Here is a 12520-nt window from a genome sequence, read left to right on the forward strand (position 1 = left end):
GAACGCTCCCGCCCGTGACGCGGGCCTACGCTCCGCGCATGGCATCCGTACGCGTACACCTCACCACCCCGCCGCTCGACGACGCCGCCCGTCGGGGACGGTTCGGGTACGGGGAGCCCTGCCCGGGCCATGAGGGCCTGGCCGCTCCGGCCACGGGGGACTGGGCCCCGCAGCTGGCTCACCGACCCGGAGTACGCGCCCCCCGGCGGCGGGGAGCCGCTGGCCTCGCTCCTCAGCCGGACGGGTGCGTACCTGCGGGTCCTGGGCCCCGGACGGCACCACGCGGTGGTCGCGCAGGCTGTCGTACGCGCGGCCGTGGTGGCCGCCCTGGAGCTGCCGGCGGCGGCGTTCTGGTGGCTCGACGTACGGCCCGACACGGTGACGGTCCTCAGCGGGCGGACGGGCCGCTGGAACCTCCTGGTGGGACGGCCCGCGGCGGAGGACCGGGGGTGAGCCCAGGCGGGAAGCAGGACGGCCCGGACCCCGCGACGCGGTCCGGGCCGGCTGGACGGCCCCGCGGCCGGAGACGGATCAGGCGACGATCCAGTCGGAGGTCGCGATCACCGGCTGCACGCCGTCACGGTGGACGGTGCCCTCGATCAGGCCGTACATGCGGTCCGCCGCGAAATAGACCTCGTTGTCGTTCTTGAGGCCGAAGGGCTCCAGGTCCACCAGGAAGTGGTGCTTGTTGGGCAGGTTGAGGCGCACCTCGTTGACCTTGGGGCAGTTGTCCAGCACCCGCTCGGCCATCTGGTTCAGGGTCTGCTGGAGCGAGTAGGAGTACGTCTCCGCGAAGGCCTCGAGCATGTGCTTGCGGACCTTCTTGTACGACTGGTCCCAGTCGTACCCCGCGTCGTCGCCGGCCAGCGCCGAGTGGGCCCAGCGGGCGGTGACCTTGGTCGCGAGGATGCGGTCGTACGCCTCCTTGAGCGTCGTGTACTCGTCCTTGATGTAGCCGTGGAACTCGGAGTTGGTCGAGTTCATCACCGTCAGGTCCTTCAGACCCGAGATCACCTGGAGACCGGTGGTCTCGCTGTAGGTGACCTGCGCGGTGCGCACCTCCTGGCCCTTGCGGACGAAGGAGTGCTGCTCCTTGCGGGTCGGGACGGGGATCCGCTCCCAGGCGAACTCCTCGATGCGGATCTGCGCCTCGCGGATCGGGGCCTGGGAGGAGACGAAGTGCTTCGCGAGGAGGATGCCGAAGGCCTCGGGGGAGGCGATGCCGTGTTCCTTGCCGAAGGCGTACACCGTGTTCTTGGTGGTGTCGGTCGGCAGGCAGTTGGCGTTGTCACCGGTCAGGTGGACGTCGCGGAACTCGCCGCGCAGGGCCACCGAGACGTTCAGGTCGCGGATCTCGTGCCAGGATCCGTCGTTGCCCTTGCGGGTGACCACGACGATGCGGTTCTCGGCCTTGCCGTACTGGTTCTGGCCCAGGACGTGCTTGCTCATGCTGTCTTCCTTCGGGTACTCGGGAACACGGAGTCCGTTGGTCTGGATCCCGTACGCCCGGCGTCCAGCGCCCGCCCTCCTCGAAGGACGTCCCGCTCCCCGCCGTTCGGCCCCGCAGGACCGCCCCGGGACTGACGTGCATCCCGGTCCGTAGGTGCTGAGTAGTACTGAAGTACTGACGGGATTGCACCATGTGTGCGGCGGGTTGACCACCGCACGGAACCTCCCAACACCAGCACCCACGGATTGGGCGACCGCACAAGCTCGCAGGTCAGGCCATGTGCGCGTCCGCGACGGACAGGGCCTCGTCCAGGATCGCCAGCCCCTTGGCCACGTCCTGCTCCGCGATGTTGCAGGGCGGTGCGAGGTGGATGCGGTTCCCGGCGAGGAGGGGCCACAGGCCGGCCTTCTTCAGGGCCGCGCCGAAGGCGGCCATCGGCGCGTTGTCGGCACCGGAGGCGTTGTACGGGACGAGCGGCTCGCGCGTCTCCCCGTCGCGTACGAGTTCCAGCGCCCAGAAGGTGCCCATGCCGCGGACCTCGCCGACGGACGGGTGCCGGCCGGCGATCTCGCGCAGTCCGGGCCCCAGCAGCTCGGCACCCGTGCGGGCGGACTGCTCGACGATGCCCTCCTCGGCCATGGTGTTGACCGTCGCGACGGCGGCGGCACAGGCCAGCACGTGCCCCGAGTACGTCAGCCCGCCCGGGTACGGCCGGCGCGCGAAGGTCTCGGCGATGGCGGCGGAGATGGCGACGCCGCCCAGCGGCACGTAGCCGCTGGTGATGCCCTTGGCGAAGCAGAGGAGGTCCGGGGTGACGTCCCAGTGGTCGGCGGCGAACCAGGCGCCGGTGCGGCCGAATCCGACCATGACCTCGTCCAGGATGAAGACGATGCCGAAGCGGTCGCAGAGCTCGCGCACGCCCGCCAGGTAGCCGGCCGGGGGCACGAGCACGCCGGGGGCGCCGCCGACGGTCTCCAGGATGATCGCGGCGATGGACTGCGGCCCCTCGAAGACGATCGTGTCCTCCAGGTGGCGCAGGGCCCGCTCGCACTCCTCGGCCTCGGTGGTGGCGTGGAAGGGCGAGCGGTAGAGGAACGGTCCCCAGAAGTGGACGACGCCCGCGGTCGCGGTGTCGTTGCCGAAGCGGCGGGCGTCACCGGTGAGGTTGATCGCGGTGCTGGTCGCACCGTGGTACGAGCGGTACGCGGACATCACCTTGGGCCGGCCGGTGTGCAGCCGGGCCATGCGTACGGCGTTCTCCACGGCCTCGGCACCGGCGTTGGTGAAGAAGATCTTGTCGAGGTCGCCGGGGGTGCGCTCGGCGATGAGGCGTGCGGCCTCGGAGCGGACGTCCACGGCGAAGCCGGGCGCGAGGGTGCAGAGCCGGTGGGCCTGCTCGGCGATGGCGGCGGCCACCTTGGGGTGCTGGTAGCCGATGTTGGTGTAGACGAGCGAGCTGGAGAAGTCGAGGTAGCGGTTGCCGTCGTAGTCCCAGAAGTACGAGCCCTCGGCGCCGGCCACGGCGAGCGGGTCGATCAGCTCCTGTGCCGACCAGGAATGGAAAACGTGCTTCCGGTCAGCTTCTTTGACTGCGTCTTTCACGGCGGCGGTGGCATCGGCTTCTGCGTTCATATATCGAGGGTAGTTGTCCATGATGTGGACGCCAGGGTGCCTCGGGTACGACACCCCGCGCGGGCGACTTGACGGATCCCGGGCCGTGTTCTCGACGGGTCCGGGCGGCGCGCATAGCGTCCCCCGGACCGGCCGCTCCACGGGGGAGAACGGCGGGAAACCCATGGTGGGAGCCCTTCGCGGGTCCGCGCGCCGCCGGGGGCGCCTGAAGAGCCGCCGCCCGGCCGCCCTGGACGCGCCGGTCCCGGCGCCTTCGACGGGCCTTCGAGGCCCCTTCGAGACCGCGCCCCTCCGGACCCGCCGCGTGCGGGCGCCGGGCGGCCGGTGCCGGGCGGCGGCGGAGGGCCCCGCCGTGACCTCTCACCGCCGCGCGTCGTGCTTCCGGTGCACACTCGGCAGTAGCGTGGTGCCCGTGCGGGATTTGTCCGTCCCGGCCGGGGGTAGGTGCGGCGCCGGGGGAGCGGTGGCGGAGACAGGAGAGCCTGTGGCGGAGCAGACGCGGCGGCTGGTCCTGGGCGGTGCCACGACAGGGGTCGTAGCCCGGTGCCGGGACTTCACGCGACGGGCCCTCACCGACTGGTCGTGGTCCGAGGGCTCGGAGGCCGAGGAGGACGTGCTCCTGCTGGTCTCCGAGGTGGTCACCAACGCCTGTCTGCACGCGGGCGGCCCGCGCGAACTGGTGCTGCGGCACAGCCCCGGCCTGCTGCGGGCCGAGGTCAGCGACGACAACCCCGAACCGCCCGTGCGCCGGGCGACGCGCGACCGCTCCCGGCCGGGCGGGCACGGGCTGATCCTGCTGGAGCGCCTCGCCAAGAGCTGGGGCTCGGTGCCCGCCGCGGACGGCCGCCCGGGCAAGACGGTCTGGCTGGAGATGACGGCCCCCGGGTCCGCGGTCGCCGCCCCCGCGGCCGACGGAGGCCCGGCAGGGGCCTGAGCCTGCCCCCCGAGCGGCAGCCGCCCCGGGAGGGGGCCTGAACGCCCTGCCGCCCGAGCGGCGGCCCGCGCGAGGCCAGGTTTACGCGTCGGTGAGGAGGCCGCCGCGCAGGCGGGTCAGGGTGCGGTTCAGCAGCCGGGACACGTGCATCTGGGACAGGCCCAGCCGGGCCCCGATCTCGGACTGGGTCAGCTCCTGCCCGAACCGCAGCGACAGCAGCTCCCGCTCCCGGGCGGGCAGCTCGGCCAGCATGGGCTTGAGCGACTCCAGGCACTCGATCCGGTCGTACGCGGGCTCCTCCTCGCCGATCGAGGACCGCTCCGCGGCCGGGTCGCGCTCGGAGTCCTCCTGCACGGGCGCGTCCAGGGAGCGTGCGGAGTACGCGCTGGCCGCCTTGCGGCCCTCGCTGAACTCCTCCGGCGTGACGTGCAGCTGCTCGGCCATCTCGGCGTCGGTCGGCTCGCGCCCGAGGTCCTGCTCCAGCGCGTCGTGGGCCTTCGCGCTGTCGATCCGCAGCTCCTGGAGGCGGCGGGGGACCTTGACCGCCCAGCTGGTGTCACGGAAGAACCGCTTGATCTCCCCGCTGATCGTGGGCATCGCGAAGGTGGTGAACTCCACCCCCCGCCCGGGGTCGAACCGGTTGATGGCCTTGATGAGGCCGATCGTGCCGACCTGGACGATGTCCTCCATCGGCTCGCTGCGGCCGCGGAAGCGCCTCGCGGCGTACTTCACCAGGCTGAGGTTCAGCTCGACCAGCGTGTTGCGGACGTACGAGTAGTCGGCCGTTCCCTCGTTCAGCTCCGCGAGGCGGTGGAACAGGGCGGTGGACAGCGCCCTGGCCTCGAGGGTGGCCGCGTCCATGCGGTCCTTGCTTTCGGTGTGGTCGCGCTCGGTACGGTCCATTGTTCTGCGCTCCTCCGACGGGCGGTCCCGGGTCGCGGGGCCGAGTCATGCGCTGTGGGCCCTCACCATCCAGGTGGATATACCCGGCCAAACCGGCGCATACCCGCCCTTTTTTAGGTCCTGTGTTTCACGTGAAACCACGCCCCGGACGAAACCCCTGGTCACCGGGGCAGCACCGGCCCCGCGACGGCCTCCGACACCGCGCCGGGGAGGAGCAACCGGCCGGTACCGAGTCGCGTGCGAGGAGCTCCCCCGTGGGCTCCCCGCACGCGACTCGGTACCGGCCGGATACCGCCTCCGCCGTCCCGGCGCCCCTACGCCGCCAGCTCGTGCTCCACCCGGGCCGCGACCCGGTGGCGCAGCAGCACGACCGCCGCCGAGCAGAGCAGCCCGCCGACCAGGGCCGTCCACCACAGGGCCGCCGGGCCGGCGCCCGCGTACAGCGTCACGCCCAGCGTCAGCGCGGCGAAGCGGGCGACGCCCCAGGTCCAGCTGAAGGCGCCCTGGTAGCGGCCGCGGGCGTCGGCCGGGGCGAGGCCGGCGATCACCGAGGCCGCGATCCCGGCGACGACCACCTCGCCGAGCGACCAGACGACCACCGAGGCCGTGTAGCCCGCGAGGGTGTCGGCGAGCCCGGTCGCGGCCACTCCGGCGGCGATCAGCACGCTGCCGGCCGCGTGCACCGGCAGCTGCGGCAGCTTGGTGAGACGGGCGGTCACCAGCGGCTGCAGGCCCACCACCAGGACCGCGTTGACGGCGGCCATCGCCCCGTAGGCGGCGGGGGACAGCCCGCTGTCGCGCATGGACAGCGGCAGGGCCACCTCGGTCAGCGAGTACACGAACAGCTGGACGCCGAAGACCGGCAGCAGCACCAGCATCAGCCGGTCGCGCAGCACGACCCCGTAGCCCAGGGTCTGTGCGGTCCCGTCCGCCGGGGCCTCCCGGCGCGGCTCGCGCAGCCGGGTCGCGACGACGACCGCGTACACCAGCAGGGTCCCGGCGTCGACGGCGAAGAGCAGCCAGTAGCCGTGGGCGGCGAGGAAGCCGCCGAGCACCCCGGCGACGGCCGTCCCGATGTTGACGCCCCACCCGAACAGCGCGTACGCCCGCTGCCTGCGCTCCCCGTCGACGGTGTCGGCCATCAACGCGTACGTGGCCGGGCCGACCGCCGCCGAGGCCGCGCTCAGCAGCAGGGCGGCCGCGCCCATCGTCAGCACGCCCGGCGCGAGGAAGAGCGCGCCCTGTGCCGCCGCGGCGCCCAGCAGCCCGATGAGCATCGTCGGACGGCGCCCGATCCGGTCGGCCAGCACGCCGCCGAGCGCGGGTCCGAGCAGGTTGCCCGCGCCGAGCGCGCCGAGGACGTACGAGGTCTCGGTGCCGGTGATCCCCCGGTCGGCCAGCAGGAACACCAGGAACGGGGTGACCAGGTGGCCGAGCCGGTTGACGACGGTGCCGGCGAACAGGGTCCAGACGGTGGGCGGGAGTCCGCGGAAGGTGGAGAGCATGCGAGGAGCCTGCACGCCCGCCCCGCCCTCCCGAACTGATTAAGCTCAGGCCGAATCCAAGGGGCGGGACGAGGGGGCGCGGCCGTGCGGACGGGCTTGAGTTTTTCGGCGGGGGACCTGGCGCAGACCCGGTTCGCGGTCTCCCCGATGTGGGAGGTCGTCACCAGCTTCCGGCGGCTGCTGGACCCCGCCCCGCCGCACCTGCACCGGAGCTGGGCCGCGCAGGTGCGGCCCCGGATCGCGCGAGCGGGCCTGGGGCGGGGCTGGCTGGCCGAGCTGGTCCCGGCGCGCGGCTACCTGGCGGACTTCCTGAACCCGACCCCGCCCGGGCCCTTCCCGGAACTGTCCGCGGAGCTGCGGGCCGTCCGCGCGACCCGGCCGGAGCAGGTGCGCACCGACCTCGCCGGGCTGGGCGCGGGGGCGGACTCCTCGCCCCGCCTGAGGCAGCTGCTGGAGGAGCCGGAGGCGGCGCTGGAGAAGGTCGCGGCGGAGATCGAGGTGTACTGGGAGCTGGCTCTGGCGCCCTACTGGGCGCGCATCCGCCAGGTGCTGGAGGCGGACGTGTTCCACCGTGCCCGCCAGGTCGCCGAGCACGGGACGGCGTCCGTATTGAACGAGCTGCACGAGTCCGTGTGGTGGGACGCGGACACCCTGCGCCTGGTCCGGGCGCACTGCGGGCTGAGCCGCGACCAGTCCGGTGCCGGCCTGCTGCTGGTGCCGTCGGCCTTCGCCTGGCCGCGCGTCCTGACCCGGGCGGTGGCCCCCGACCCGCCCCAGCTGGCCTATCCGGCGCGCGGCGTCGGCACGCTGTGGGAGCCGCGGACCTGCTCCTCCGCCGACGCGGTGGCCGGGGTGCTGGGGCGCTCCCGCGCGCTGCTGCTGGCGGAGCTGGACACCCCGGCGTCGACCACGCAGCTCGCGCGGCAGTGCGGACTGTCCGCGGCCGGGGTGTCGCAGCACCTGACGGCCCTGCGCAACGCGGGTCTGGTCACCGCCCACCGGGCGGGCCGTTCGGTGCTGTACGCGCGCACGGCGATCGCGGACGCCCTCCTCACGGCCTGACCGGGCACCGCCTACGCTGCGGTGCATGGAGTCGTACACGATCGGCCAGGCGGCCCGGCTGCTCGGCGTCAGCAGTGACACCGCCCGCCGCTGGGCGGACGCCGAGCGCTTCCCGACCCGGCGCGAGGGGAACCGCAGGATCGTCGACGGGCCGGACCTCGCGGCGTTCTGCGTCGAGGTGGCGCAGGAGACCGGGGAGGACGGGGAGGGCCCGTACACCTCGGCCCGCAACGCCTTCCCCGGCATCGTGACGGGCATCAGGCTGGGCTCGGTCGCGGCGCAGGTGGAGATCCAAGCGGGCCCGCACCGGGTGGTGTCGCTGCTGACCCGGGAGGCGGTGGAGGAGCTGGGCCTGGAGGTCGGCATGCGCGCCACGGCCCGGGTGAAGTCCACCAGCGTCTTCGTCGACCGCGCCTGACCGGGGGCCGGAGCGCCCCGGGCCGGACCGCCCGGAAGACCCGGACGTGACGGCCTACGGGGTCCGTACGAAGGCCCCCGCGCGGGCCGCCGCCACCGCCGCCAGGGCCGCCCGCCGGGCCGCGGCCTCGTCCAGCGGGGCGTCGCTGGTCAGCAGCCGGTAGTACAGCGGGGCGGAGACGGCGCGGACCACCTCGGCGGCGTCGGTGCCCCGCGGCAGTTCGCCCCGTGCGACGGCCTCCTCGACGCAGGGCGCCCACTCCGCGACCCGGACCGCGTAGAAGCGGTGCAGGGCCTCGGCCGTCCGGGCGTCGCCCGTGGCGGCGGCGATGACGGCCTTGAACAGGGGGCCCTGGCGCGGGTCGGACAGGGTGCGCCGGACGAGTGCGGCGTTGGCCAGCAGGTCCTCCTCCAGCGAGCCGGTCTCGGTGCGCGGCAGCGACTGTTCGGCCATGTCCGTCAGCAGGTCGGCGACCAGCCCGGCCACGGTGCCCCAGCGCCGGTACACGGTGGTCTTGCCGACCTCGGCCCGCCGGGCGACCTCGGCGAGGTCCAGTGCGTGGAAGCCGTGCTCGGCCAGCATGTCCCCGGCCGCGTCCAGCACGGCGGCCCGTACCCGGGCGGTCCGGCCCCCGGGGCGCACGGTCCCCGGCCCGGCGGACGTGTCCCCGGTGTCCCCGGCGAACCCCGCGTCCCCGGCGTCCGCCGCGGCCCCGTCCGCCGTCTCCCCGGCGTCCCCCGCGTCCCCTCGGGCAGCACTCGGCAATGTCATAACGGGTCCTCGGTTCCATTAGCGGTGTCCAGCTGTTACGTTGGGACCACCTTAAAGGGTCTGCGGTGCCATTACCGCTCGGGCCCGCTCTCGGGAGGACTCCGTCATGGAATACAGGCAGCTCGGCGCGTCCGGCCTCAAGGTCCCCGCCCTCAGCTTCGGAGCCGGCACCTTCGGCGGCCGGGGCCCCGTCTTCGGCGCCTGGGGCAGCACCGACGCCCAGGAGGCGCGCCGGCTGGTGGACATCTGCCTGGAGGCGGGCATCACCCTGTTCGACACCGCCGACGTCTACTCGGCGGGCGCCTCGGAGGAGGTCCTCGGCCAGGCCGTCAAGGGCCGCCGGGACCAGGTGCTGATCTCCACCAAGGCGGGCCTGCCCACCGGTGACGGCCCGGGCGAGTACGGAACCTCCCGCTCCCGCCTCATCGGGGCGGTCGAGGACGCCCTGCGCCGGCTCGGCACCGACCGGATCGACCTCTTCCAGCTGCACGGCTTCGACGCCGCCACCCCCGTCGAGGAGGTGCTGGCCACCCTCGACCAGCTCGTCCGCTCCGGCAAGGTCCGCTACGTCGGCGTCTCCAACTTCGCGGGCTGGCAGCTGATGAAGTCCCTGTCCGCGGCCGAGAGGCACGGCTTCCCCCGCTACGCGGCCCACCAGGTGTACTACTCCCTCGTCGGCCGGGACTACGAGTGGGAGCTGATGCCGCTCGCCCACGACCAGGGCGTCGGCGCGATGGTGTGGAGCCCCCTCGGCTGGGGCCGCCTCACCGGCAAGCTGCGCCGCGGCAGCCCGCTGCCGGCCGGCAGCCGGCTGCACGAGACCGCCGACTACGGCCCGCCGGTGGAGGACGCACACCTCTACGACGTGGTCGACGCCCTCGACGGGATCGCGCAGGAGACCGGCCGGACCGTCCCGCAGGTGGCCATCAACTGGCTGCTGCGCCGCCCGACCGTCTCCACCGTGCTCGTCGGCGCCCGCAACGAGGAGCAGCTGCGGCAGAACATCGGTGCCGTCGGCTGGGAGCTGACCCCGGAGCAGGTGGCCCGGCTCGACGCCGCCAGCCACCGACCGGCTCCGTACCCGTACTTCCCGTACGAGCGCCAGGAGGGCTTCGCCCGCCTCAACCCCTCGCTGCTGGCGCGCGGGTGACCGTACCGGCCGGCGGCCGGGGCGCTCACTCCTCCAGCGCGCCGCCCCACTCCAGGCGGGCGAGGCGCTCGGGGTCGGTGAGGATGTCGAGGGCGGTGATCAGTCCGCCCCGGATCGTGAAGGCCATCACCGACACCGGGCGGCCGTCCTCCGCCAGGGAGAGCACCCCGGGGGTGCCGTTGACCAGCACCGGGCGCCCGGCGCGGGCGAACCGGGCGAACGTGATCGCCTGCGAGGCCACCTCCGCCGCACCGCGCCGCAGCAGACCGGGCAGCAGCGCGCCGCCGTCCGAGCGGGCCACGACATCGGGGTCCAGGACGGCGACGAGGGCGTCGAACTCCCCGCCCCGGGCGGCCGCCAGGAACGCGTCGACGACCTCCTGGCGCCGGGCCGGGTCCGAGTCGGGCGCCGGCGCGGCCCCCTGGACGCGGCGCCGAGCCCGGCTGGCGAGCTGGCGCGTGGAGGCCGCCGTCCGGCCGAGGACCGGGGCGATCCCCTCGAAGGGCACGGCGAACAGGTCGTGCAGGACGAACGCGAGCCGCTCGGCCGGCGAGAGGGTGTCCAGTACGACCATCAGGGCCATGCCGACCGAGTCGGCCAGCAGCACCTGCTGCTCCGGGTCGGCCCGGCCGGGCAGGCCGATGACCGGATCGGGCAGCCGGACCGGCCCGTCCCCGGCCTCCAGCGGCTCCTCCCGCCGCGTGGTGCGCGACCGCAGCATGTCCAGGCACACCCGCCCGACCACCGTGGTCAGCCAGCCGCCCAGATTGGCGACCTCGCCGGCGTCGGAGCGGTTCAGCCGGAACCAGGCCTCCTGTACGGCGTCGTCGGCATCGCTGAGCGAGCCCAGCATCCGGTAGCCCACCGCACGCAGGTGCGGCCGGTGCTCGTCGAACCGCCGTGCCAGATCGTCCTTCGCGTTCACCTGTCCGGTCCCCCCGTAGTGATGTCGGCCTGTTCCAGGGGACGTTGACCCCGCGCCGGGGTACGGCTGAAGGCCCTGCGGTAGGAGCGGGGCGGCACCCCGCGGCGCCGCACGAACTGCTCGCGCAGGACCGCCGCGCTGCCGAAGCCGACCAGCCGGGCTATCTCCTCGACCGGCAGGTCCGTGGTCTCCAGCAGCTCCTCGGCACGGCTGAGCCGCAGCCCGAGCAGCCAGGCGTGCGGGGTGGTGCCGGTCGAGGCCGCGAAGCGCCGGGCGAAGGAACGCCTGCTCATCAGGGCCCGGCGGGCCAGCTCGGCCACCGGCAGCGGCTCGTGGAGGTGCGCACGGGCCCACGCCAGCACCTCGGCGAGCTTCTCGTCCCGGCAGTCCTCCGGGACCGGCGTCGCCAGGTACTGGGCCTGTCCGCCGTCGCGGTGGGACGGCAGCACCAGGTCCCGGGCGATGGCGTTGGCCGTGGCGGCGCCGTACTCCCGCCGCAGCAGGTGCAGGCACAGGTCGAAGCCGGCGGCGGCGCCCGCGCCCGTGACGATCCGGCCCTCGTCCACGTACAGGGAGTCGGGCTCGACGCCGACCGCCGGATGCCGCTCGGCCAGCAGGCCGGCGAACCGCCAATGGGTGGTGGCCCGGCGCCCGTCGAGCAGCCCGGCCGCGGCGAGCGCGAAGGCCCCGACGCAGTGCGCGGCCACCAGCGCGCCCCGCGCGTACGCGGCGGCCAGCGCGTCCAGCACCGCGGACGGCGGCGGCGTGCGGAAGCCGGCCCAGGGCAGGGCGATCACCAGGTCGGCCGAGGCCAGCCGGTCCAGGCCGTGTTCGACCATCAGCGGCAGCCCGACGTCGCTGCGCACCGCGCCGGGCCGGTCCGTGCAGAGGGCGAAGTCGAACCGGGGCAGGCCCTGGCCGCGCTCGTCGAACACCTCGGAGACGATCCCGGCCCCGAGCATCCCGACCCCGGGCGGGGCGTACGCGGCGACGGACACGAAGGGCGGCATGCGGGCAGTCTGGCACGCGCCCCGCGCACGGCCCCCAGCGCGTCCGGGGCGCACTCCCCCGCCCGCGTGGCACGATTCCCGCGATCAGTGGCAGTACGGCCACTCGTGAAGTGCCGCGTCTCCGCCAAGACTTGGGGGCATGACGAACGCACCGCTCGGCCGCAGCGCCCGCTTCCGCATCCTGACCACCGGCTACACCCTCTCCACCGGCCCCGGCGTGGCCGCCACGGTCTCCTACGCCCGCGACGGGGACCGCCACGTGATCGTCGACCCCGGCATGGTGGCCGGCCGCGACCGGATCCTCGGCCCGCTCGCGGAGATGGGGCTCGGCCCCGACGACATCACCGACGTGGTGCTGAGCCACCACCACCCCGACAACACGATGAACGTCGGCCTGTTCGGCCACGCCCGCGTCCACGACCACAAGGCGATCTACGAGAACGACCAGTGGACCGACCGCGACGCCGAGGGCTACGAACTGACCCCCGCGCTCCGCCTCATCCGCACCCCGGGCCACAGTCGTGAGGACATCACGCTGCTCGCGGGCACCGACGAGGGCGTCGTGGCCTTCGTGGGCGACCTGTGGTGGCGCCCCAACGGCCCGGTCGACGACCCGGTCGCCCCGGACCACGACGTCCTGCGGGCCTCCCGGGAGCGGGTGCTCGCGGCCGCGGACGTGATCGTCCCCGGCCACGGCCCCGCCTTCCCGGCGGACGACAGCGCACCCCTGTAGAGGTGCCCGCCGGATCAGCCGGCCGTC

The 12520-nt window shown here is 74.1% G+C and carries 13 protein-coding genes; 6 read left to right on the plus strand and 7 right to left on the minus strand.

From position 1 onward, the window contains the following. The first annotated feature begins 129 nt into the window (after window positions 1–129). On the plus strand, window positions 130–453 hold the full coding sequence (locus ACFY7H_RS04810) for a histidine phosphatase family protein (protein ID WP_388933087.1): 324 nt from the start codon (window positions 130–132) through the stop codon (window positions 451–453). 78 nt (window positions 454–531) lie between these two features. Here ACFY7H_RS04810 and pucL read toward each other — a convergent pair whose 3' ends face one another. Further along, window positions 532–1449 (minus strand): factor-independent urate hydroxylase, encoded by a 918-nt coding sequence (gene pucL, locus ACFY7H_RS04815; protein ID WP_388933089.1) that lies wholly within the window; start codon window positions 1447–1449, stop codon window positions 532–534. 271 nt (window positions 1450–1720) lie between these two features. Then, the gene (locus tag ACFY7H_RS04820) at window positions 1721–3082 is read right to left on the minus strand and encodes an aspartate aminotransferase family protein (protein ID WP_388933092.1); all 1362 of its coding nucleotides are present in this window, start codon (window positions 3080–3082) and stop codon (window positions 1721–1723) included. A gap of 484 nt (window positions 3083–3566) precedes the next feature. Between ACFY7H_RS04820 and ACFY7H_RS04825 the strand changes: the two genes are divergently transcribed. Continuing rightward, window positions 3567–4016 (plus strand): ATP-binding protein, encoded by a 450-nt coding sequence (locus ACFY7H_RS04825; protein WP_388933095.1) that lies wholly within the window; start codon window positions 3567–3569, stop codon window positions 4014–4016. A gap of 81 nt (window positions 4017–4097) precedes the next feature. Here ACFY7H_RS04825 and ACFY7H_RS04830 read toward each other — a convergent pair whose 3' ends face one another. Further along, window positions 4098–4919 carry a SigB/SigF/SigG family RNA polymerase sigma factor gene (locus tag ACFY7H_RS04830; protein WP_388933097.1) on the minus strand — a complete coding sequence of 274 codons (822 nt, stop codon included), beginning with the start codon at window positions 4917–4919 and terminating at the stop codon, window positions 4098–4100. A 314-nt stretch (window positions 4920–5233) separates the two neighbouring features. After that, window positions 5234–6424 carry an MFS transporter gene (locus ACFY7H_RS04835; RefSeq protein ID WP_388933100.1) on the minus strand — a complete coding sequence of 397 codons (1191 nt, stop codon included), beginning with the start codon at window positions 6422–6424 and terminating at the stop codon, window positions 5234–5236. A gap of 96 nt (window positions 6425–6520) precedes the next feature. Between ACFY7H_RS04835 and ACFY7H_RS04840 the strand changes: the two genes are divergently transcribed. Next, window positions 6521–7486, plus strand: a complete 966-nt coding sequence (locus ACFY7H_RS04840) for a DUF5937 family protein (RefSeq protein ID WP_388933102.1) — start codon at window positions 6521–6523, stop codon at window positions 7484–7486. Between the two features lie 25 nt (window positions 7487–7511). Further along, window positions 7512–7904 carry a molybdopterin-binding protein gene (locus ACFY7H_RS04845; RefSeq protein ID WP_388933105.1) on the plus strand — a complete coding sequence of 131 codons (393 nt, stop codon included), beginning with the start codon at window positions 7512–7514 and terminating at the stop codon, window positions 7902–7904. A 54-nt stretch (window positions 7905–7958) separates the two neighbouring features. Here the strand turns inward: ACFY7H_RS04845 and ACFY7H_RS04850 are convergent, their stop codons facing one another. After that, a complete protein-coding gene (locus ACFY7H_RS04850; RefSeq protein WP_388933109.1) occupies window positions 7959–8675 on the minus strand; it encodes a TetR/AcrR family transcriptional regulator in 717 nt (238 codons plus the stop codon). A 106-nt stretch (window positions 8676–8781) separates the two neighbouring features. Between ACFY7H_RS04850 and ACFY7H_RS04855 the strand changes: the two genes are divergently transcribed. After that, window positions 8782–9825: an aldo/keto reductase gene (locus ACFY7H_RS04855; protein ID WP_388933112.1), complete on the plus strand. Its 1044-nt coding sequence runs from the start codon at window positions 8782–8784 to the stop codon at window positions 9823–9825. A gap of 25 nt (window positions 9826–9850) precedes the next feature. Here ACFY7H_RS04855 and ACFY7H_RS04860 read toward each other — a convergent pair whose 3' ends face one another. Next, on the minus strand, window positions 9851–10750 hold the full coding sequence (locus tag ACFY7H_RS04860) for a sigma-70 family RNA polymerase sigma factor (protein WP_388933115.1): 900 nt from the start codon (window positions 10748–10750) through the stop codon (window positions 9851–9853). Continuing rightward, window positions 10747–11760 carry a GlxA family transcriptional regulator gene (locus tag ACFY7H_RS04865; RefSeq protein ID WP_388933117.1) on the minus strand — a complete coding sequence of 338 codons (1014 nt, stop codon included), beginning with the start codon at window positions 11758–11760 and terminating at the stop codon, window positions 10747–10749. Before ACFY7H_RS04865 ends, ACFY7H_RS04860 begins: the two co-directional genes overlap by 4 nt. A gap of 139 nt (window positions 11761–11899) precedes the next feature. On the opposite strand from ACFY7H_RS04865, the gene ACFY7H_RS04870 reads away from it, so the two are divergent. Next, window positions 11900–12493 (plus strand): MBL fold metallo-hydrolase, encoded by a 594-nt coding sequence (locus ACFY7H_RS04870; RefSeq protein ID WP_388933119.1) that lies wholly within the window; start codon window positions 11900–11902, stop codon window positions 12491–12493. Window positions 12494–12520 lie beyond the last annotated feature (27 nt).

Source organism: Streptomyces sp. NPDC012794 (assembly GCF_042901085.1).
GTDB lineage: Bacteria > Actinomycetota > Actinomycetes > Streptomycetales > Streptomycetaceae > Streptomyces.

Coding starts and splice junctions, on each gene's coding strand:
- ACFY7H_RS04820 (WP_388933092.1), bottom strand. CDS start 3,082: ATGAACGCAGAAGCCGATGCCACCGCCGCCGTGAAAGACGCAGTCAAA.
- ACFY7H_RS04870 (WP_388933119.1), top strand. CDS start 11,900: ATGACGAACGCACCGCTCGGCCGCAGCGCCCGCTTCCGCATCCTGACC.
- ACFY7H_RS04835 (WP_388933100.1), bottom strand. CDS start 6,424: ATGCTCTCCACCTTCCGCGGACTCCCGCCCACCGTCTGGACCCTGTTC.
- ACFY7H_RS04850 (WP_388933109.1), bottom strand. CDS start 8,675: ATGACATTGCCGAGTGCTGCCCGAGGGGACGCGGGGGACGCCGGGGAG.
- ACFY7H_RS04855 (WP_388933112.1), top strand. CDS start 8,782: ATGGAATACAGGCAGCTCGGCGCGTCCGGCCTCAAGGTCCCCGCCCTC.
- pucL (WP_388933089.1), bottom strand. CDS start 1,449: ATGAGCAAGCACGTCCTGGGCCAGAACCAGTACGGCAAGGCCGAGAAC.
- ACFY7H_RS04845 (WP_388933105.1), top strand. CDS start 7,512: ATGGAGTCGTACACGATCGGCCAGGCGGCCCGGCTGCTCGGCGTCAGC.
- ACFY7H_RS04810 (WP_388933087.1), top strand. CDS start 130: ATGAGGGCCTGGCCGCTCCGGCCACGGGGGACTGGGCCCCGCAGCTGG.
- ACFY7H_RS04830 (WP_388933097.1), bottom strand. CDS start 4,919: ATGGACCGTACCGAGCGCGACCACACCGAAAGCAAGGACCGCATGGAC.
- ACFY7H_RS04865 (WP_388933117.1), bottom strand. CDS start 11,760: ATGCCGCCCTTCGTGTCCGTCGCCGCGTACGCCCCGCCCGGGGTCGGG.